Below are 20,290 nucleotides of genomic sequence, written 5' to 3'. Positions count from 1 at the left end.
TCCCAAATCAGTCGGTTTCTGATTCACCATGCTGGCTGGATTGGAGGCCAGTATCGATGGGCAAGCCGTACTCTCTTGATCTTCGCAAGCGTGTTGTGGCCGCGATCGAGGGCGGGATGTCCCGCAATCAGGCCGCCAAGCAGTTTGGGGTGGCAATCAGCACGGCCATCAGCTGGATGAAGCGGGTTGATGAGACCGGCAGTGTCGAGCCTGGCCAGATCGGCGGCTACAAGCCGAAGGCAATTTCGGGTGAGCACGCAGTTTGGTTGTCGCAGCGGATCAAGGACGGCGATTTCACCATACGCGGTCTCGTTGCTGAGCTCGCCGGGTGCGGCCTGAAAGTCGATTATCACTCGGTGTGGGACTTCGTGCATGCCGAGAAGTTCAGCTTCAAAAAAAGCGTGGCGGCTGGCGAACGCGATCGTCCCGAGGTCGCGCGGCGGCGAGCCCAGTGGGCAAAGTATCAAGATCGCGTCAAAGCTGAACGGCTGGTCTTCATCGACGAGACTTGGACTAAGACCGATATGGCCCCCTTGCGGGGATGGGCGCCGCGCGGGAGCAGACTTCACACAAAAGTCCCTCATGGCCGCTGGAAGACCATGACCTTCCTGGCGGCCCTGCGCCATGACCGGATCGATGCGCCATGGTTCATCGAGGGGCCGATCGATGGCGTAAGCTTCCGTACCTATGTCGAGAAGGTTCTCCTGCCGACCCTTCAGCCCGGTGACATCGTCGTATTGGACAATCTCGTAGCCACAAGAGCAAAGTGGTTCGCCAACTTATCCGTTCGGACGGCGCCAAACTCTTCTTCCTGCCAAAATACTCGCCAGACCTGAACCCCATCGAACAGGTCTTTTCCAAGCTTAAGCACTTGGTCCGCAAGGCTGCCGCGCGAACCGTCGACGCCGTCTGCGCTGCAATCGGCCAAGCACTCGATGCCTTCACCTCAGAGGAATGCGCCAACTACCTCAAAAACTCAGGCTATCGAAGCTAATGCCATCATGCTTTTTAGACCTTTACGCTTTCACGAGCGAGGGAGTGAATAGCTTCGCGCAAAATGATCGTCAGCGGCAATCCCGAGCCTTCGACCACATAGAAGCTTTGGTGCTTAAGGTCGCGGACCAGTCGGCGGATGCTAATCCGGGTCGAGCAGGGTAACGCGCAAGACGCTTCTTGCCACACGGACTCGACGAGCGGATGGATGCATTTATCTGCGTGCTTCCTTGATCATGTTACGGGCAATGACGATTTGCTGAATCTGAGTTGTCCCTTCGTACAACCGGAACAGCCGAACGTCGCGGTAGAAGCGCTCAATGCTGTATTCAGTCATGTAGCCCGCTCCGCCGAATATCTGCAGCGCACGGTCGGCCACGCGGCCACACATCTCGGTAGCGAACAGCTTGCAGCATGATGCTTCCGTCGACACGTTCTTTCCGTCGTCGCGCCTACGTGCGGCATCGATTACCATCGATTTGGCGGCGTAGAGTTCCGCTTGGCTATCGGCGAGCATCGCCTGCACAAGTTGGAATTCCCCGATAGGCTGATTGAATTGTTTGCGCTCGATCGAATAGTTCAGCGCGTCGCGCAACATGCGTTCTGCCGCGCCGACCGCGAGGGCCGCAAGGTGGATACGGCCCTTCTCCAGTACCTTCATCGCGGTTTTGAAACCTTGGCCTTCCCGGCCACCGATGACCTGCGAGGCTGGCACGCGGCAATTCTCGAAGATCACATCGGCCGTGTGTGCGCCCTTTTGGCCCATTTTCCTATCGCGCGCGCCGATGGTAATGCCTGGCGTGTTGCGCTCGACAATGAACGCCGTCACGCCGCCAGCGCCCTTATTCTCGGGATTCGTGCGCGCCATTAGGGTGAAGATGCCCGCATGCGGCGCATTGGTGATGAAGCGCTTTGTGCCATTGACGACGTAGAAATCGCCGTCGCGGATCGCGGTCGTGCACAGCGAAGCGGAGTCCGATCCGGCCTCGGGTTCGGTTAATGCGAACGATGCAATGATTTCGCCGGTCGCAAGCTTGGGCAAGTACTTTTTCTTCTGCCAGTCGAGACCGTCGAGCAGGATGCCTTGCGAACCGATCCCCACCGTCGTGCCGAATACCGATCGGAAGGCCGGTGAGGTCTGGCCCATCGCCATGATGACCAGCGCCTCTTCTTCCATCGTAAGGCCTAGCCCATTGTACTCCTCGGGGATCGTAAGACCGAACAGGCCGAGCTCCTTCATCTCGGCAATGATGTCTTCGGGGATCTCGTCGGTTTCGGCGACGACATGCTCGGCCGGCACAAGCCGCTCGCGTACGAAGCGTTCAATGGAATCGAGCAACGCGTTCAACGTGTCGTGATCGCGGATCATCATGTCTCCTCTGTTCCCAGATTTGTGATTGGCTCAACAGCGCGCTGCCCACGATGCGGAGGAGCTCGCCGGCATGACCCGTCACCGGCTTACCAAAGGATGATCGTTCTCCAGGACGCGGTGGCGTGATCTCGGTGGCCCGATATACTCATCCGTTAAAAACGTATACCTGCTCAGAAGGCCGAATTTTCCTAATCTAGGACCTCGCATTGCCGAAATTCCGTCGTCGATTGAGAAAGGCGAAGTTTTCTTGGCAACAACGGCGATTTCCATGTTTACACGAGCAAGACAAGCGGCCGCAGAGTTTTGGAACCATTGAGCCGGTCGTGATCGCCGCCGCCCCTCGAGTGTCATTAGTCGCCTTGCCTGAGTACCGACCCGCTCGGCAGAGCACGTCGGCACTGAACAGCCCGTTTCTCGCATTCGCCCCGCCAGTCCACCCTTTCCCATCGGGAGTTTTTGGGCTGCGTGTTGTTCTCCCAGGCAATATGCAAGCGAGCATCCATAAGCGAGCTCCCTGCTAGCATGAGGCACACCGGACGCGCGGGGATAGAGTTTCGGAGGTTACTACGCTAGATGACTCCCGTTCGCTTCAACTCTGCGATCTTCGCGCCATTATAGCCGAGCTTTCCGGACAAGATTTCCAACGTGTGCTCGCCTAATCTCGGCGGGTAACGATACTCTTTGACCGGAGTCTCAGAGAACGTGAGCGCATTGCGGATCAGAGACAGCGACTGCTTGAAGGGATGGTCAACCTTCACCTCCATCCCGCGCGAGCGCACATGAGGATCGGCGAAGACTTGCGTAAAGTCGTTCACTGGGCCAGAGGGGACGCCAGCCATTTCCAGCTCCTTCAGCCAGTAGGCGACATTATTCTTCAGAAAACGTCCGGCGAAGATCGCCATGATCTCCTTGCTGTTGACGACACGGTCGTTGTTCTTGACGAACTTTGGATTGGTTGCGAGCTCCGGTGCGCCCAGCACGGCGCAGGTCCGCGCGAACTGGCCGTCATTGCCGACCACCAGCATCAGCTCGCCGTCGGCGCAGCGGAACACGCCGGCCGGCATGCCGCCATTGCCCCACGTGCCCCGGCGCGGCGGGCTCTTGCCGCTGACGAGATAGATCTGGAGATAGTGGGACAGCGAGGCGATGACCGTGTCGAGCAGGCAAACGTCCACGTGCTGCCCCTGCCCGCCGTTCACCTTGCGATGATAGAGCGCAGACAGGATGCCGATCGAGGTGTTCATGCCGGTCATGTAGTCGACGATGGAGGGACCGACCTTCATCGGCCCTGCGCCGGGCTCACCGTCCATGTGGCCGGTGACGCTCATCAAGCCGCCCATGGCCTGGAAGATCGCGTCGTAGCCTGCGCGCGGCGCGTATGGGCCCGTCTGGCCGAAGCCGGTCACCGAGCAGTAGATGATGCCGGGATTGATCTTCCGGATCTCTTCGTAGTCTAGCCCGTAGCGCTTGAGGTCGCCAAACTTGTAGTTCTCCATGAACACGTCGACATCATTGACAAGCTTGCGAATGATCTCCTGCCCTTCCGGCTTGGCGATGTTGACCGTGACGGACTTCTTGTTGCGATTGGCGCAGAGGTAGAACGAGTTGTTGTTATTCTCCTTCCCTTCTGGGTCAGTGAGGTAGGGTGGGCCGAAGGCGCGCGCATCGTCGCCAGTGCCAGGCCGCTCGATCTTGATCACCTCGGCACCGAGATCGCCCAGCATCTGGGCCGACAAGGGCTCGGCGAGCACGCGCGTGAGGTCAAGGATCTTGATGCCAGAAAGCGGCAGAGTCGACATAAGCGTTCCCTCCTGGATTTGGACATGCGCCGCGCTCTGAAAAGCCCGACCGATCACGATGTTACAGCGGATCCCAAGAGAATACGTCCGGTGATCTATCCAAAGGCGCGAACTGAGATCGCAGCGCAGGGATGGCGTGCTCCTCGATGCTCAGGGGCTCCCATCCCTCCGAACGATGGACGAAACGCACTGGCCGGCACTGCGAAAACAGAATCAGTTCGTTTCCGCGGCTTCCGAATATCTGTCCGGTTATTTCGGCTGCACGATCCGAAGCCAGGAAAACCGCCAGCGGCGCGTTCTTGCTCGGCGTCATTCGACGTATCTTTTCGATTCGCTCGCGCTGCTCCGGGGTGTTCGCGGGGATGGCATTTGTCATCCGACTCCAGGCGAAAGGCGTAATGCAGTTGGAGCGCACGCCGTAGCGTTGCATATCCAACGCGATAGACTTGGAGAGCGCGGCGATGCCCAGCTTAGCCGCCGAATAATTGGCCTGACCAAAATTGCCGATCAACCCGGAGCTCGACGTCATGTGGACGTATGCGCCGCAGTTCTGAGCGCGAAAGTGATCCGCGGCAGCTCTCGACACAAAGAACGACCCGTTCAGGTGGACGTCGACGACGGTGGTCCACTCTTCCGACGACATCTTATGAAACATCTTATCCCGAAGAATACCGGCATTGTTGACCACGATGTCGACGCGACCGAAGTGATCGATTGCGGTCTCGACAATTCTGGTGGCGGATGCCCATGTTGCGACGCTATCCGCGCTGACAACGGCTTCCCCCCCCGCTTCCCGGATGATCGATCGCGTTTGTTCGCCCGGAGCCGTAGAGGCTTCGCCCTCGCCTGAGAGGCCGGTGCCGATGTCATTGACGACCACTTTCGCGCCTTGCGCTGCCATGGCTATCGCGATTTCACGGCCGATGCCGCCACCGGCGCCAGTAACGATAGCTACCTTGTTCTCGAGTATCATACGAGTTTTCCGACGCCGAGGTTAATTCGATCTAGACGAAAGCGTGTCTGTTGTGCCGAAGATCGTCGTGCACTGGCTCGAAAGCACGCCACCATTGCCGTGAGCGAGAGCGATCTTCGGCGCATTCACCTGCCGCTCGCCGCATTCGCCGCGCAACTGACGTACGGCTTCAATCATGGCCAGCAGGCCGTACATGCCGGGATGACAGTAGGAAAGCCCACCGCCATTCGTGTTTACGGCGAGCCGTCCACCCGGTGCGATGCCACCGTCCTGTACAAAAGGACCACCCTCGCCCTTGGCACAGAATCCAAGGTCCTCAAGAAAAAGAATCGGCGTGATCGTGAAGGCGTCGTACAGCATTGCTACATCGACATCGCCGGGACGACAACGAGCCGCCGCAAACGCTCGCTGTCCCGATACGATCGCCGCCGTGGTTGTGAGATCCTTCATGTTCGATATCGATCCGTGCCCGATGGCTTCGCCACTGCCCAGAACATAGACGGCAGGTTTACGACAATTGCGGGCGCGCTCGGCGGAAGTGACCACCACGGCGCCGCCGCCATCGAGGACCAGACAGCAGTCACGGACCGTGAGCGGCTCTGAGACCATCCGCGATGCGAGCACGTCGGCTCTGGAAAGCGGCTCCTTTTCCCAAGCCGCCGGGTTACGGAGCGCCCATTGGCGTGCTGCCACGGCCACGTCGGCAAGCTGGTCACGGGTTGTGCCGAACTGATGCATATGGCGCGCTGCAGCCAATGCGTACGCGCTCACCGGCATCACTGGGTTGAACGGGGTCTCATACGGATTGATATCGGTCGGCGATGCCGATTGCCGCGATACCGATTTCTGCGTGCTCCCATAAGCGATCAAGGCAACCTCGCACAGGCCGCACTCGATAGCTGCGGCCGCATGCGCCACATGGGACATGAAGGAGGATCCACCGACTTGGGTCCCGTCGAAATACCGGGGATTGAGACCGAGATATTCGGCCAGCATAATCGGGCCGAATCTGACCTGAGCGCTAGCTGCGAAGATGCCATCAATGTCCCAAATTTTAAGGCCCGCGTCGTCCAGCGCCCGCATGGTTGCCTGCGCCATGAGGTCGACCGGAGTCATATGGGGAGCAACGACGCCGAGATCCGATTCCGCCACACCGACCACCGCCAGCTTTCTGACCGTCTTCATTGACCAACCTCCGAGGGCATCACCAGGTCGAAAACAGGGATCGGCTCGGCGCCCTCGTCGAGTATGCGAACTCGGACGCGCGATCCGATCCTGATCTTCGACGGTTCGCCCTCGACGCGGCTCATCAACCGAAAACCTTCGTCGAGATCAACAAGGGAGACGTTATATGGGAGGCAGTTTTTCGGCCGGATGGCGGTCGTCGAATAGATCGTTCCGAGCCCTTTGGAGATCTCCCAACGAAGGTTCGTGTCCCCGGCCGGCGACACCACGCGAGGAAAGAAAATGGGGGCACCCGCCGCGTCGCGTTGAAAGGCTAGCTGCCCCTTGCGAAGGTGATCGAGGTAGATCTCCCGCGGAGATCGTGAACTAGGCGCCATAACAAATACCATAGATGAGAATGTAATCGATAGGTTCGTACATATGCTTTTGTTCTGAATGACTGTCAATTGCCGCTGCAAATTTTTCGAAGGCATTCTAAAATAAGATAAATGGAGGAAAGCTGCTTGCCGACACGTTGGGCGATTGTTGCGAAGTTGCTGGAAGAACGCATCGTGAGCGGTGAATACGCGCTTGGTTCCATTATCCCGACGGAGATGGAACTTGCCCAGCAATTCGACGTCAGCCGGTCCACAATTCGGGCGGCTTTGAGGGAATTGCAGCAAGCCGGAATGATCTCACGCCGCCGTAATGCCGGAACAAAAGTCGAGGCCGCACGCCGTTCGCTCGGGCCGGGCAGTTATAATCAGACCTTGGCAAGCATCGAGGACGTCGTCCAATACGCCGCAAAAACCGAGCGAAGAGTCCAGGAGATCGAGAATGAGACGGTGGATGAGGCGCTCGCGTCCCTCCTCGAATCGTCGGTGGGCCAGATCTGGCTTCGCGTATCGAGCGTTCGTCTATCTGCGACCAAGACCGCCCCTCCGTTGTGTTGGACTGACGTTTATGTGAATGCAAAATTCGCTCCTCTCGTCCGAGAGCGGATTCATGGCTACCGCGGACTTATCAGCAACCTCATCGAAGAGTTCACCGGACACCAGACGAGCGAAATACAGCAGCGGATGACCGCCACGGGCGTGCCCAAGCGGATCGCCAAGCTCCTTCGCGCAAAACCGGAATCACACGCGCTCGAGATCGTCCGCATCTACCGCGACGTCAAAGGCCGAGCTTTCATCGTAAGTCGCAGCATCCATCCCGCAGATCGCTTTTCTTACGAAAGCCGATTGCGGCGCCCCCCGGCCACGAACGGCCTCCGGGCCATGAAGTGACCGCCTGGGCAAGCCGCCTACTTTTCAGCCGTCGCTCGTCTCGGAAAAGCCTTCGTAAACCCAGCCGTGACGATGATAACCGGAGCAGCCGTCGTCATCCTGGTAGCGCCCGCTATTCTTAATCACGGTAATACCGCGGGCCTTCACTTTGGCTTCGAAGGAGGCGACGTCCCCATCCTTCCACATCTCAAGAGGGACGGCCTCGCCCGGATAAACCGGAAGAAAATCGCGCTGCGTGCGCCTTGAAAGCAATCGATCGTAGTCGGCATAGGTTTGCGAGATCCCGCGGCAGGTGATGCCATAGGCGCACATGCAGTGAAGGATGGCCTGCGGAAATTCGGCGCGTTTGGCAAATGCCGGATCGGAGTGCAGCGGGTTGCGGTCTCCACAGAGCCGGTAGATTAGAGCTTGGTTGAGGCGAGTGGAGACGTCGAGGATCTTATCGGGAACGCGGTTGGGCACCTGATGCGGGATGGGTTGCCCCTCGGACGATCCTCCAAAGCCTCCGTCGACGCGGGCAAAACGCAAAGCCACGAGCGTTGCCAGCGGCTCGCCATCGCTATTCTTCAGCGCGGTCCGATGTCGGATCACTGCCCTTCTCGTGGCCCTCGTTTAAATACCGCGAGCACGGATGAATCCGCCTGACGTGCGTGGCCGTCGCGAGCGGTTTGTGAAAGGTGATGTCGCGCTCGCCATCCGCACCATGAGGCGGTTGAGAACATCTCGCCGGGGCCAGCGCCCCATGCGCTACGGAAGCGAAGATCGGCACCACCTTCAACGGTCGTGCTGTCGCAGTCGCCTTGTTGACAAAAGCGAGCTTATTCTCATCCAATAGATCGGCGCCCATGCCGATGCCATAGGCGTACAGCACACCTCGCGATCGCCGTAGGCATATTTCTGGCCAAAATTCTTCATGGCCATCAGCCGTTCGTAGCGGCATATCCGGCCATTCCTAACGAGGCTCGAGCGCGGGCTGGTTTGCTACTCTTGTGGAATGGTCATGACACGTCCGCGGCCTCGCAACAGTGCCCGTCAGTCGGCTCGGCACAGTTAGTCGTTTGGCGAGACGGTACGCGCTTCTATCGCGGCTTTCCGAAGCTGGCAACGCTCATCCGTCAGGAACGCGCCAAATTGCCAAATACCACTTGCGAACGTTGTCGGCCGGTATTCTGCATCCTCCCGAACCTGAAGCTCTTCATTTTTGTTTGCGTTGAGCCTACCCTGAAGGTGACTGCGCGCCTGGGTTCAGACTGAGTACACGATCGACCATCTTTCCAGACAGCCCGAGATAGTTGACAGGATCGCAATGGCGTTCCACGGCTTCAGCGCCGCCCAGCGCCTCGACGATTTCAGGTGTGGCAAGCAGGACGTCCTGCAATCGGCTTGCGCGCTCACGTGCCTCACGACAGGCGACATAGACGATATCATGCGCACGCTGCCTACCGAGCTTTGGCGCAGCAGCCATCATCACGGCCTCCGCGACGATCAGCCCTGACGTGAGGCTCAAATTCTCACGCATGCGCTTCGCGTCGACCGAAAGGCCGCCCAGCATGAAAATCATGTGTGAGCAAGCTGCAGCCGTTAGAATGAAGCTTTCGGGCACGGCGATCCATTCGAGATGCCACGGTCCGGTCGCGCGCTCGAAATCCTGCACCATTGCGTCAAGAATGAGGCCAACATGCTGCCGTACTGCCTTCGACGTTGCCAGGATCAGTTCGCAGGAGATCGGATTGCGCTTCTGAGGCATTGTGCTCGATGCGCCTCGACCTTGGACAAATGGCTCGGAGACTTCGCCGAATTCGGTCGACATCATCAACATCACGTCAGTCGCGACCTTCGCCAGCGACGCGGTGATCAGCCCCAAGACGGCAATGGTCTCGGCCACGCCATCTCTTGCCACGTGCCAGGTGATAGTTGGTTGCGCTAGGCCGAGTTCCTCGCAAAGTGCAGCTTGGACCTCAAGCCCTTTGTCGCCGAGCGAAGCGAGCGTGCCGGCTGCGCCCGAGAACGAACCGACAAGGACGCGCCGGCGCAGATCAGTCAGGCGAGTCAGATGCCGGTCAATCATCGAGAGCCAGACGGCCACCTTGTACCCGAACGTGATCGGCAGCGCCTGTTGCAGATGGGTACGGCCCGCCATCGGCGTGTCGCGGTGACGCGCGGCCAGTCTGACCATGCTCGCCCTGATGACCATCAGCTTCTGATTCAGGAGCTCTAGAGCGCGCCGGATCTGCAAAACGGTTGCAGTATCCATGATATCCTGGGTTGTTGCACCCCAATGAACGAAGCCGCCGGCATCACCCGCTGCCTCAGCGAGCTGATGAACGATGCCCAGGATCGGATAACCGACGTTCTCCGTTTCGCGCTGCAACCTCTCAAGGTCGACCGAGAGCTGCCTACTGGCACTCTCAATGGCCACCGCGGCTTGAGGCGGAACGATCCCTGCGTTTGCTTCTGCTCGTGCAAGCGCGACCTCGACTTCCAAATATCGCTGCACGAGGCTCTTATCAGAGAAGATATCGCGCATCTCGTCGTCGCCAAACATATTACGGAAGATATGGGAGCTCAGCATATAGTTACCTTTTAGTCACGATGACGATGACGCGGCCCACTGGTTTAGACGCGGGTCTAGTTGCCGATAAATGGGGCTCTCCATCTGTGTTCGCCAATCTTGGGAGAGCAAGGATATTGGCGGGTGCGCCGATGATCAAAGCTGAGAAGGCGGCACAGTGTTTAGACGTATTGGCTGGCCTTGCAAGAAAGCCCAATTAAGGACCTACCCCCCCCCTGCCGCTCGATAAGTCGTCACTCGATCTGCACGGCGTTTGTTCGAACATATTCTTTATCATGTACAATGGCGTTGACCTGCGAGTCAAATCCCAGTGCACACTTTTTGGCGGACGACAGGAGACGCGATGCGGCCGTGTTTGGTGCATCCGGGTTCGACGCGTAGCGCCTGGGTATTCCGATTCAGGGCATCGCGGCATTCTCCGGACCGAGACGGCCGGTGGTAAGGGAACATTGTGGACTCGGCGGTGGCCATCGCTCCCAGAAGGTTGAGCTTCCGATCGTCAATGTGGAGGCAAGAGTCTGGCGTAATCCAGATGTCGCCGCGACTGGCGATCGCATCTGCCATTTGATCAAACCTAGCGGCAATCGAACATCGCATCGCTAGCTTCGATTCGGTTCGGAGCCCAAGTCCTGATCCGCTTCGATAATCCCACCGGTGCGGGCGATCTAAGCCACTAACGGCGATCGACGCGCAGCTCTTTCGGCGGCAGCAAGACTGCTGTCGAAAGAGCTGAACAGCAAGAATTGCGAACGTTTTCCATTCGATTATTTGACGATCAAGGCGCGCGGCGTTGAGGTCAGGGGCTCATAGCCACTCTCAGTGACGGTGAAGGGTTGCGTGATGCAGATGCTCTTGTCCTCCAGCCAGAGCGCAGCCATCATGTGGAAGCACATACCCGGCTGAAGTACAGTATTGTCTCCCTTCCGCAAACTAGCCGTACGCTCAGCTGATGCGGGCGGATAGCCTATTCCTTGAGGATAGCCGAGCCTTGCCTCTTTTTTATATCCATGACGCGCGAGCGATTGGGCGTACGCTGCTTGGACTTCTGAGCATGTACGACCGGGACGAACGCTATCGAGGCCAGCATTTAGAGCTTCGACGGCAATCTCCGAGAACTTCTGGTAAGCGGGGCTAGGCTTTCCGACGACAATTGTGCGAGCGAGATTGACCTGGTAACGAAGACGAACTCCGTGAACTTCCATATAAACGGTCGTTGACGCCGGCAGCCGCTCGTCGGTCCAGGTCGGATGTGGCGCAAGGGCGCGTTCGCCCGCACCAAAGAACAGACAGGAACTATCATAGCTTCCGCCGAATTCGGGGGTACCCGCTATCTGCTGGTAATAGACGGCCGCTGCAATGTCGCATTCACGCACACCGGGCTCCATCATGTCGACGCCCCGCTTTATCATCGCATCGGCGATGCGGCCGGCTTGACGCATGCAAACGAGTTCGGCCGGACTCTTCACAATCCGGATCCAATTGACCAGCAGGTCGGCGTCTACGAACGTTGCAAGGGGCAGTGCCCGTACAAGATCCGCGTGGGCGCGCGCGGAATAGTAATAGCCTCCCATCTCCACGCCAATTCGCGCCGTTTCACCGCCAAGTTCTTTTACGATATCGGCCACAACGTCATACGCCGACAAACCAGTATGCGAGTTTACATATTCGTCCGGATAGGTTCTGATATTCTCGTCCGCAAGATAAGTGCCCATCATTGCCTGCGACCGCTCCATGAAACGCGCGATCCACAGGGGTTCGTCGTGAGAGAGCGCCACGATGACCATTTGGGGCGTATAGAACGAGAGGCTGTCATAGCCGGTTAGGTAATTTTGGTTGGGGGGCTCAGACAGAAGAAGAAAATCAATCTCTCTGTTGGACATTTCTTTTTTACGGCCGCCAAACGGGCTGCGAATTCGGCTTGATCAAACGGAAGTGGCTTTTTCATTCTGCTGTAGCTCCAGATATTGATTGACCAGGTGCGTGGTCGCATGCTTGCATGAGATCAGCCCAGCCATTAGGACAGAGGGCCCTTTGCGAGAGATTGCCGTCTAAGAGCTGTCGCCAGCCCCGGCAGTTGAGGCGACCATCTCGGCTATTTCCCGGCTGAGCGGCGCGCGAATTCATTCATCGCTTCTCCCAGTTCGAGCTTAGTGCATCGCCTCGCCGTTTTCCTGCGTGGAATAGCTGCGATACCTATAATTCCTGCGCGGCCATAGCTATCTAGTCAGCTGGCTGGTCCGTCGGCTTCGTGGCAAACGTTTTCGATCTATCGAGTTGTCGCCATCAACGCAATGCTACGAGGCACTTGCTGTTTCCCGCGCAAACTGATCACGTCGATCTAGATCTTTGGTTGGTGATAGGGGACCCGCCCCGCATCTTGCAAACCATCGCGAGTGACTGCGGCTCTTTGAGGGGTCGTGTCCCCAGTGATGGTGTAGCTCGGTAGTGCAAAGCCGTCCGCACGCGCGCCCACAGATAGCGCCGTAGCGGGCGGACGGCTTTGCGGTGGTCACCGATGATTCGTCGGTAAGGTTTGGGTTGCGACACCAACCTGATTCGAGGAACCACCGATGACCGACGACATGATGAACCTGCGCGCGCTCGTGGAGAAGAGCCCGGACGCCGATCTTTTGCGCGAGATGATCGGCTTTGCCGCCCACCGGCTGATGGAGCTCGAGGTCGAGGGCCTGACCGGAGCGGCCTACGGCGAGAAGAACCAGGAGCGCCTGGTCCAGCGCAACGGCTACCGCGATCGGAGCTGGGAGACCCGCGCCGGCACCGTCGAGCTTCGCATCCCCAAACCGCGCAAGGGCTCCTACTTCCCGGGCTTCCTCGAACCGCGACGGATGGCGGAGAAGGCGCTCACGGCGGTGGTGCAGGAGGCCTATGTGCAGGGCGTCTCCACCCGCTCGGTCGACGACCTGGTGCAGGCCATGGGCATGAGCGGCATCTCCAAGAGCCAGGTGTCGCGGCTGTGCGGCGAGATCGACGACAAGGTGAAGGCTTTCCTGCAGCGGCCGATCGAAGGGGATTGGCCTTATCTGTGGATCGACGCCACCTACGTGAAGGTGCGCCAGAACGGGCGCATCGTCTCGGTCGCAGTCATCATCGCGGTCGGGGTCAACAGCGATGGCCGCCGCGAGGTGCTCGGCATGGACATCGGTCCGTCCGAGGCCGAGACGTTCTGGACCGCGTTCCTGCGCAAGCTCGCCCGCCGCGGCCTGCGCGGCGTCAAGCTGGTCGTGTCCGACGCCCATGAGGGGATCAAGGCTACGGTCGGAAAGATCCTCAACGCCACCTGGCAGCGCTGCCGCGTTCACTTCATGCGCAACGCGCTGGCGCATGCCGGCAAGAGTGGCCGCCGCGTCGTCTCCGCCTTCATTGCCACCGCCTTTGCCCAGGACGATGCCGAGGCGGCGCGCGCGCAATGGCGGCGCATCGCCGATCAGCTGCGTCCCAAACTGCCAAAGCTCGCGGCGTTCCTCGATGAGGCCGAAACCGATGTGCTGGCCTATATGAGCTTCCCGGCCGCGCACCGGGCCAAGCTGCACTCGACCAATCCGCTTGAACGCGTCAACGGCGAGATCAAGCGGCGGACCGAAGTGGTCGGCATCTTCCCCAATGAGGACGCCATCACCCGTCTGGTCGGCGCCATCCTGCTCGAACAGAACGACGAGTGGGCCGTCCAACGCGGTCGCTACATGACACTGGAAACGATCGCGTCTTTGGGCGATGATCCCGCCGTCAGCTTCCCGGCTATCGCCAGCTGACCGATCCGGCCCATGCCGGCGAACGTGGTCACACCCACTCAGCTACACCACGCTAAGGGACACGATCCTTTGAGGGGTACGACCTGGAGCGGCGGTTAAGAGTTCAAAGGCGCCCCCAAAGCGTATCGAGGCAGGATTCGGCAGGAGGAAGACGTTGCAAGGAATGACCACCTTGCGGCTGTGATCTACTAGCAGGTGTGTTGCCGTGCCGTCGCCTATTTTCCGGCGCGGGACCTCGGGGAGCCGGCTTCTTCCTGCTTGCGTACTCACTCAAGTGATAGAGTGACAGAGATCGCGGATCGAACGGGTACGACGAGCGGAGAGTCTCGTAAAGTTGGCGGTCGGCCTCTGTCGTCCAGCCTCAAAATCGCGGGCGATCAAGGGGGGATGTAGATCAATCAAGCCACGCGTATGTTTGCAGACCAAGGCGAGAAGGTGGGCCTGACTGTGAAAAGCTCCACGCCTTTGCTCCCGGAGTGCGTCCGTAGGAAGCGCACCCGCGACTAGATGATTCCGCGGAGTCTCAGTGTCTCGATGTCATCTTTCGGCACTCCTAGCAACTCGGAAAGAACCGCATCGGTATGTTGTCCGAGCGCTGGGGGCGCCTGAGCTTCGGAAACTGTTGCTGCCGAGAACTTCATTGGAGAGCCTACGAGGCGAAGGTCTCCTCCGGAAGGATGAGCCACACTCACGCACATCTGGCGGTGTCTGACCTGGGGGTCATCGAAGACCCGGTCCAATGTGTTGATCGGTCCGCAAGGGACGCGGGCGGCCTCCAGAACCGTTAGCCAGTGGTCGGTCGAGTGCCGGGAAATCAGTGATGGTCTGCGCCCGCCCGAGGATGAGGGCGTGGATGTTGTGCGTCCCCTCGTAGGTGTTCACCGCTTCGAGGTTCATCACGTGTCTGATGACATGGAATTCGTCGGAGATGCCGTTGCCGCCGTGCAGATCCCGAGCGAGCCGTGCAATATCGAGTGCCTTGCCACAATTGTTGCGCTTCACAAGGGAGATCATCTCGGGAGCTTCACGACCCTCGTCCATCAATCGGCCGACCCTTAGGGCCGTTTGCAGACCGAGCGCGGTCTCGGTCATCATACTTGAGAGCTTGACCTGCACGATCTGATTAGCCGCGAGCGGCCGCCCAAATTGCTTGCGGTCCAGCGTGTACCGACGCGCTGCGTGCCAACAGAACTCAGCGGCTCCCATCGCACCCCATGAGATGCCATAGCGGGCGCGATTGAGGCAGCCGAACGGCCCCTTCAAGCCTTTGACGTTGGTAGAACATTATCTTCGCCCACGCGGACGCCTTCCATTACGATCTCTCCCGTAATGGATGCGCGCAGGCTGAACTTGCCTTCAATCTTGGGCGTGGTCAAACCGGCCATTCCTCTTTCGAGCACGAATCCTCGAATGAGGTCGTCATCCGTCTTGGCCCAGACGACCGTCCGCTATGGGGGAGTTGGTGATCCACATCTTCGTGCCGGTAAGCTCAAATCCGCCCTTCACGGGCCTCGCACGCGTGATCATCGAACCCGGATCGGACCCGTGGTTCGGCTCGGTTAGACCGAAGCATCCAACCCATTCTCCCGACGTCAGCTTGGGCAAGTACTTGCGCCTCTGTTGCTCGGTCCCGTAGACGTATATTGGATGCATCACAAGGGACGATTGGACACTCATGGCAGATCTGTAGCCGCTGTTGACGCGCTCGACCTCGCGTGCAATCAGGCAGTAGGAGACATAGCCAAGGCCAGCTCCGCCATATTCCTCAGGGAGTGTGGCACCGAGAAATCCGAGCGCGCCCATTTCAGTCATGATCTCCCGATGAAAAGTCTCGCTCCGGTTGGCTTCGAGGATCCGGGGCATCAGGTTTTCCTGACAGTAGGAATGGGCCATTTGGCGGACCAATCTTTCTTCGTCAGTGAGTTGCTGGTCGAGAAGAAGCGGGTTTTCCTAGTTGACGGCTGCATGGCGTGCTCCGGAATTAGTGCGTGATGATGCTGAAACCGGACTATGCGCCTTCGTCTCAAACCGGAAGAATAGAATCTCGATGGTACGCTTCTCGTTATGAGAAAGCTCCCTGGACTGGGGCCTGAGCGGTATAGTCGAACTCCTGACCGCTCAAAGAGGCCCCTTTCAGCAGCACCAATTAGTTGGGGCTGAAATCAATATTGTGGGTGCACTTAATGATTGCTCCGTATCGCTCTCGGTAAGGAAGGTTTAGCAGGATTGTTGCCAGCGCTTGCGCGATCGGTACGTTTTGCAAACGGCGCAAATGTGCGTATCACCTACCCTGAGAGTTCGCCCATGGACCTTCGTCAGCTCCGATATTTTCTTGGTATCGTGGAACACGGGTCTATTGCTAGGGCGGCTGACGAATTGCATGTTGCCCAGTCGGCCATCAGTCTTCATCTGAACCGGCTTGAGAAGGAACTGGGCTGCAGTCTGGTTCACCGCCCCCCCGGGGCATCGTGCCGACAGAGAGCGGGGAGGCTTGCTAGCCGCGCGCGGTCGGTTCTGACGGATATAGGGACAATCGCAGAAGAGGTGCGAGGTATAAAAGCGGAACCGTCGGGAAGTGTGATCGTCGGAATGCCCACCTCGCTCGGCATCGCGTTGAGGGTACCGCTTGCAATAACGATCCCCCGCCAGTACCCGCTCATCCGCCTTCGTATCGCAGAAGGCTTGTCGTGTCATATGTCTCAATGGCTACTGGCAGGCCAGCTCGATTTGGCGCTCGTGTTCGGCAGCAACATCATCTCGGGAATTTCGAAGGAGCTGCTCGCCAGAGAGCACTTGAACCTGGTGGGAGCTGAAGGCGCTGAGGCCGTGTCCTCGTGCAGCGAGATGCCTGTATCGGCACTGTTCGATTTACCCCTGATCCTCCCAGGCCGTCCGCACGGGCTGAGAGAGGAGGTTGAGCGGGGCAGCATCCCGGCACGGCCACAGGCCCAATGTGGTCATGGAAATCGCTTCTTTGGAGAACATAAAATCGTTGGTCGCTGAACGCATCGGATATACCGTGCTCTCTGCGCGAGTGGCCGAACACGGATCGATTTCCGCGCGCCTGAAGTGTCGTCCGATAGCGGAGCCACGCATCGAAAGGTCGATCTACCTGGCGCGCTCGTCCAAGACGCCCCCTTCCATGACTGCGAGCAGCGTCACGATGGTGCTTTCGAGCCCTGTTTGCCCATTCACTGACGGACGACATCGGCGCGTGATCGTGTCGGCCACTTAATCACAGGGGAGATCGCGAGCCCGCTCTAGTCAAGGCGGGAAGACATTGTCCCGGAGCCAGGCGAGCCTACAGCGATGGACTGGCAACGATCGAGGTTCCACGGGCCTTGGATCCAGCTTCAACGTGCTTTCGCCTGCGGCACAAGGTCCTTGCCAACCGAGATCGCCCTGGAATCGATGATGCCGTGAAGGATCGCCGGCTTGCCCGAAGCCAGCGCACGCTCGAACGCCGGCGCGAATTCTTCCGTGCGCTCGACCCGCTCGCCGTGGCCGCCGAAACGCTTTTGCGTACATCGCAAAGTCGGGATTCTTGAGCTGCGTGCCGACGACGCGGCCGGGATAGTCGCGCTCCTGGTGCATGCGGATGGTGCCGTATTGCGAATTGTCGACCACGATCACGATCAGCGGCGCGTCGTATTGCACGGCGGTCGCGAACTCCCGGCCGTTCATCAGGAAGCAGCCGTCGCCGGCAAAGGCGACGAGACGCGATCCGGATATTGCACTTCGCGAGCACGCCCGCAGGCACGCCTAGCCCATCGAGCCCGAGGTCGGCGCGAGCTGGGCGGCAAAGCTGTGGAAGCGGTGGTGGGGATGAATCCAGCCGGCATAGTTGCCTGCGCCGTTGCAGACGATCGCGTCCTTCGGCAGGCGGTCGCGCAGCCAGGTCATGACCTGGCCGTATTGGAAGGTGCCCGGCAGCTCGCGCGCCTTCTCGGTCCAGGCGAGATAGTCGGCATGCACCTTGCCGGCCTCGCCCTTCCAGGCGACCGCGCCAGAAGGCTTCAACGTCTCGACGGCAGCGGCGAATGCGGCAGGCGTCGCCTGGATCGCCAGCGCCGGCTGATAGACGCGGCCGAGCTCTTCCGAGCCCGGATGGACGTGGATCAGCTTCTGCTGCGGGGTCGGAATATCGAGCAGCGTGTAGGATGAGGACGGCATCTCCGACATGCGGCCGCCAATCAGCAGGATGACGTCGGCCTTGGTGATGCGGTCCTTCAGGCCCGGGCTCGGCCCGATGCCGAGATCGCCGGCATAGTGCGAATGATCGGCGTCGATCAGCGAGGCGCGGCGGGACGAGGTCGCGACCGGCAGGTCGAACCGTTCGGCGAAGCGCGCGATGCTCTTGGTGGCTTCATCAGTCCAGCGCGAGCCGCCGAGGATGACGAGCGGCGCCTTGGCGCTCGCCAGCATCGCACCGACTCGCTCGATATCATCAGGCGCCGGCCAGCTCACCACCGGCTCGATGCGCATCGCATCGGCGACGGCAGCGGTCTCGGTCAGCATGTTCTCCGGCAGCGCGATCACGACGGGGCCGGGGCGACCCTGCACCGCAACGCGGAAGGCGCGCGCGACCCGCTCCGGAATGCGGTCGGGACGATCGATCTCGACGGCCCATTTCGCCATGGAGCCGAACACCGCCTTGTAGTCGAGCTCCTGGAACGCCTCGCGCTCGCGCATGCCGGTGTCGACCTGGCCGACGAACAGGATCATCGGCGTCGAATCCTGCATCGCGATGTGGACGCCGTGGCTGGCATTGGTCGCTCCCGGGCCGCGGGTGACGAAGCAGACACCGGGGCGTCCGGTGAGCTTGCCATAGGCCTCCGCCATCATCGCAGCGCCGCCTTCGGCGCGGCAGATCACGACGTCGATCGGGCTGTCATGCAGCGCATCGAGCGCCGCCAGATAGCTCTCGCCCGGCACGCAGGTGACGCGCTCGACGCCTTGGGCAACGAGCTGGTCGAACGAATTCGGAGGATTGTGGGAGACGAGCTCCTCTCACACAGGATGGCGACAGGTTGATCAAGTTGAGCGGCGCGATGGCGGGCATTGGTCAGAATCGGCGACGGCTGCGATCGACCTACGAGTTCAGGAAATCGAGGAGGTAGCGGACCGTAAGCTCAGTCGTTGGAATGATGAGGTCGTCCGACGCTCCAAATGTCGGCGTGTGAACATGCGACTCGTTGCCGGGCGCGCGACTGCCAAACCAGAAATAGATCGACGGCACGCATGCCGAGTAGAAGCCGAAATCGTCACTGCCCGCGATCTCTTTCCTATCATTGAAGGCGTCGCGACCAACACTCTCATGAACGAGTTGCCGAAAGCGCTTGACCATGTCGGAATCATTGATCACGGGAGGCTCGCCGGAGCGGATGACGCAGTCGGCCTGGCCGCGGTGCATGGCGGCGACCCCGTCGGCTACTTCGCGCAAACGTTGCGATAGCAGCGCACGGCGGTCCGGGCTGCGGGTCCTAATAGTTCCCTTCATGACAACGGAAGGGCAGATGATGTTGGCGGCGGTTCCGCCATGAATAGTACCCACCGTCACAACTGCGCCGTCATCGGCAGGCATTTCGCGCGAAACTAACTTCTGTACCTCATTGACAAAGGCGGCAGCGATGGAGATCGCGTCGATGCCCTTATGTGGTGCGGCACCATGGGCCATTTTGCCAGAGATGGTGACGGTGAACTGGTCGGCAGATTTGCTTACCGCACCTTCACGGGCACCGAATTTGCCAGCCGGAATTTCCGGACTGACGTGAAAGCCGACGGCTCGGTCGAAGCCTTCGAGCAGCCTCTCGTCTGCCACCGTTTGACCACCGAGAGGCTCAGTCTCTTCGGCTGGCTGGAAGAAGACGCGGACCCGACCCGCGAAGTTGTCCCGCATTCGGTGGAATGCGAGCGCGATGCCGAGCGCGATCGAGCTGTGCATGTCGTGGCCGCAGGCATGCATGACCCCATCGATCTGGGATTGATAGGGCAGATCGCCTCGCGCCTCCTTGATTGGCAGCGCATCGATGTCGCCACGTACCGCGATCCATCGCTTTGGACCCGAGGCAGTGCCCTCGATGTCGACATAGAGGCCTGTATTGTGGAAGACCTTGATGCCCCTGAGGCCGAAGCGCTCCAGCACGCTGCGTATCCGTTCTTGCGTCTTCCATTCCGCATTGGAAAGCTCAGGCTCGCGATGCATGGCATGACGCAGCTCGATCACCGCGTCGCGCTCGGCATCGGATAGGAACGTGTTGCTGCGGCTGTTCATTCGGCTTGACTCCCCGCCCTTCGACCAGGGCTCCTTTCAGCCGAAGATTACACCGGCTCAAGGAAGAAGATCGGCTAACTGCCTGGC

16 protein-coding genes and 2 pseudogenes are annotated in these 20,290 nt (G+C 59.6%); 5 read left to right on the top strand and 13 right to left on the bottom strand.

The annotated features are described in order from the left end of the window. The first annotated feature begins 56 nt into the window (after positions 1–56). A protein-coding gene (locus tag P6U28_RS00245; RefSeq protein ID WP_407121300.1) for an IS630 family transposase occupies positions 57–994 on the top strand; the annotation gives its coding sequence in 2 pieces (ribosomal slippage) (positions 57–750 and positions 750–994; 939 coding nt in all). A 213-nt stretch (positions 995–1,207) separates the two neighbouring features. Here the strand turns inward: P6U28_RS00245 and P6U28_RS00240 are convergent. The 5 genes from P6U28_RS00240 to P6U28_RS00220 all read right to left on the bottom strand — a co-directional run bounded on the left by P6U28_RS00240 (position 1,208) and on the right by P6U28_RS00220 (position 6,768). After that, positions 1,208–2,362 (bottom strand): acyl-CoA dehydrogenase family protein, encoded by a 1,155-nt coding sequence (locus P6U28_RS00240; RefSeq protein WP_407123174.1) that lies wholly within the window; start codon positions 2,360–2,362, stop codon positions 1,208–1,210. Positions 2,363–2,934: 572 nt separating this feature from the next. Next, entirely contained in the window at positions 2,935–4,164 is a 1,230-nt protein-coding gene (locus tag P6U28_RS00235) for a CaiB/BaiF CoA transferase family protein (RefSeq protein WP_407121298.1), read from the bottom strand. Positions 4,165–4,225: 61 nt separating this feature from the next. Next, positions 4,226–5,137: an SDR family oxidoreductase gene (locus P6U28_RS00230; protein ID WP_407121248.1), complete on the bottom strand. Its 912-nt coding sequence runs from the start codon at positions 5,135–5,137 to the stop codon at positions 4,226–4,228. Positions 5,138–5,158: 21 nt separating this feature from the next. Then, a complete protein-coding gene (locus P6U28_RS00225; protein WP_407121246.1) occupies positions 5,159–6,322 on the bottom strand; it encodes a thiolase in 1,164 nt (387 codons plus the stop codon). Beyond that, positions 6,319–6,768, bottom strand: coding sequence for a Zn-ribbon domain-containing OB-fold protein (locus P6U28_RS00220; protein WP_407121244.1), 450 nt, complete (start codon positions 6,766–6,768; stop codon positions 6,319–6,321). Before P6U28_RS00220 ends, P6U28_RS00225 begins: the two co-directional genes overlap by 4 nt. A 57-nt stretch (positions 6,769–6,825) precedes the next feature. On the opposite strand from P6U28_RS00220, the gene P6U28_RS00215 reads away from it, so the two are divergent. Beyond that, complete coding sequence (locus P6U28_RS00215) at positions 6,826–7,587, top strand: GntR family transcriptional regulator (RefSeq protein ID WP_407121242.1); 762 nt, start codon at positions 6,826–6,828, stop codon at positions 7,585–7,587. Between the two features lie 24 nt (positions 7,588–7,611). On the opposite strand, the gene P6U28_RS00210 is transcribed toward P6U28_RS00215, so the two are convergent. The 4 genes from P6U28_RS00210 to P6U28_RS00195 form a co-directional block, all read right to left on the bottom strand. Continuing rightward, complete coding sequence (locus tag P6U28_RS00210) at positions 7,612–8,178, bottom strand: MaoC/PaaZ C-terminal domain-containing protein (RefSeq protein ID WP_407121296.1); 567 nt, start codon at positions 8,176–8,178, stop codon at positions 7,612–7,614. After that, a complete protein-coding gene (locus tag P6U28_RS00205) occupies positions 8,147–8,458 on the bottom strand; it encodes a hypothetical protein (RefSeq protein WP_407121294.1) in 312 nt (103 codons plus the stop codon). The genes P6U28_RS00210 and P6U28_RS00205 overlap by 32 nt, the downstream gene beginning before the upstream one ends. A 345-nt stretch (positions 8,459–8,803) precedes the next feature. Beyond that, the gene (locus tag P6U28_RS00200) at positions 8,804–10,159 is read right to left on the bottom strand and encodes an adenylosuccinate lyase family protein (RefSeq protein WP_407121240.1); all 1,356 of its coding nucleotides are present in this window, start codon (positions 10,157–10,159) and stop codon (positions 8,804–8,806) included. 764 nt (positions 10,160–10,923) lie between these two features. Next, entirely contained in the window at positions 10,924–12,039 is a 1,116-nt protein-coding gene (locus tag P6U28_RS00195) for a M24 family metallopeptidase (protein ID WP_407121292.1), read from the bottom strand. Between the two features lie 690 nt (positions 12,040–12,729). On the opposite strand from P6U28_RS00195, the gene P6U28_RS00190 reads away from it, so the two are divergent. Continuing rightward, on the top strand, positions 12,730–13,929 hold the full coding sequence (locus P6U28_RS00190) for an IS256 family transposase (RefSeq protein ID WP_407121236.1): 1,200 nt from the start codon (positions 12,730–12,732) through the stop codon (positions 13,927–13,929). 503 nt (positions 13,930–14,432) lie between these two features. On the opposite strand, the gene P6U28_RS00185 is transcribed toward P6U28_RS00190, so the two are convergent. Together P6U28_RS00185 and P6U28_RS00180 are read right to left on the bottom strand one after the other, a co-directional pair. After that, complete coding sequence (locus P6U28_RS00185; RefSeq protein WP_407123171.1) at positions 14,433–14,708, bottom strand: CoA transferase; 276 nt, start codon at positions 14,706–14,708, stop codon at positions 14,433–14,435. A 43-nt stretch (positions 14,709–14,751) separates the two neighbouring features. Then, positions 14,752–15,876: pseudogene (locus tag P6U28_RS00180) on the bottom strand (acyl-CoA dehydrogenase); the annotation flags it as partial. Positions 15,877–16,233: 357 nt separating this feature from the next. Here P6U28_RS00180 and P6U28_RS00175 point away from each other — a divergent pair. Together P6U28_RS00175 and P6U28_RS00170 are read left to right on the top strand one after the other, a co-directional pair. After that, a complete protein-coding gene (locus P6U28_RS00175) occupies positions 16,234–16,932 on the top strand; it encodes a LysR family transcriptional regulator (protein WP_407121234.1) in 699 nt (232 codons plus the stop codon). Beyond that, a complete protein-coding gene (locus P6U28_RS00170) occupies positions 16,889–17,164 on the top strand; it encodes a LysR substrate-binding domain-containing protein (RefSeq protein WP_407121232.1) in 276 nt (91 codons plus the stop codon). The genes P6U28_RS00175 and P6U28_RS00170 overlap by 44 nt, the downstream gene beginning before the upstream one ends. A gap of 118 nt (positions 17,165–17,282) precedes the next feature. Here P6U28_RS00170 and P6U28_RS00165 read toward each other — a convergent pair. Both P6U28_RS00165 and P6U28_RS00160 read right to left on the bottom strand, forming a co-directional pair. Further along, positions 17,283–18,903: pseudogene (locus P6U28_RS00165) on the bottom strand (thiamine pyrophosphate-binding protein); the annotation flags it as partial. 118 nt (positions 18,904–19,021) lie between these two features. After that, positions 19,022–20,203, bottom strand: coding sequence for a M20 family metallopeptidase (locus P6U28_RS00160; RefSeq protein ID WP_407121230.1), 1,182 nt, complete (start codon positions 20,201–20,203; stop codon positions 19,022–19,024). Between the last annotated feature and the right edge of the window lie 87 nt (positions 20,204–20,290).

The organism is Bradyrhizobium sp. STM 3561, from assembly GCF_045571455.1.
Taxonomy (GTDB): Bacteria; Pseudomonadota; Alphaproteobacteria; order Rhizobiales; family Xanthobacteraceae; genus Bradyrhizobium; species Bradyrhizobium vignae.
Note: the sequence above shows the minus strand (reverse complement) of the source record. Positions and strands in the feature narration are given on the sequence as shown.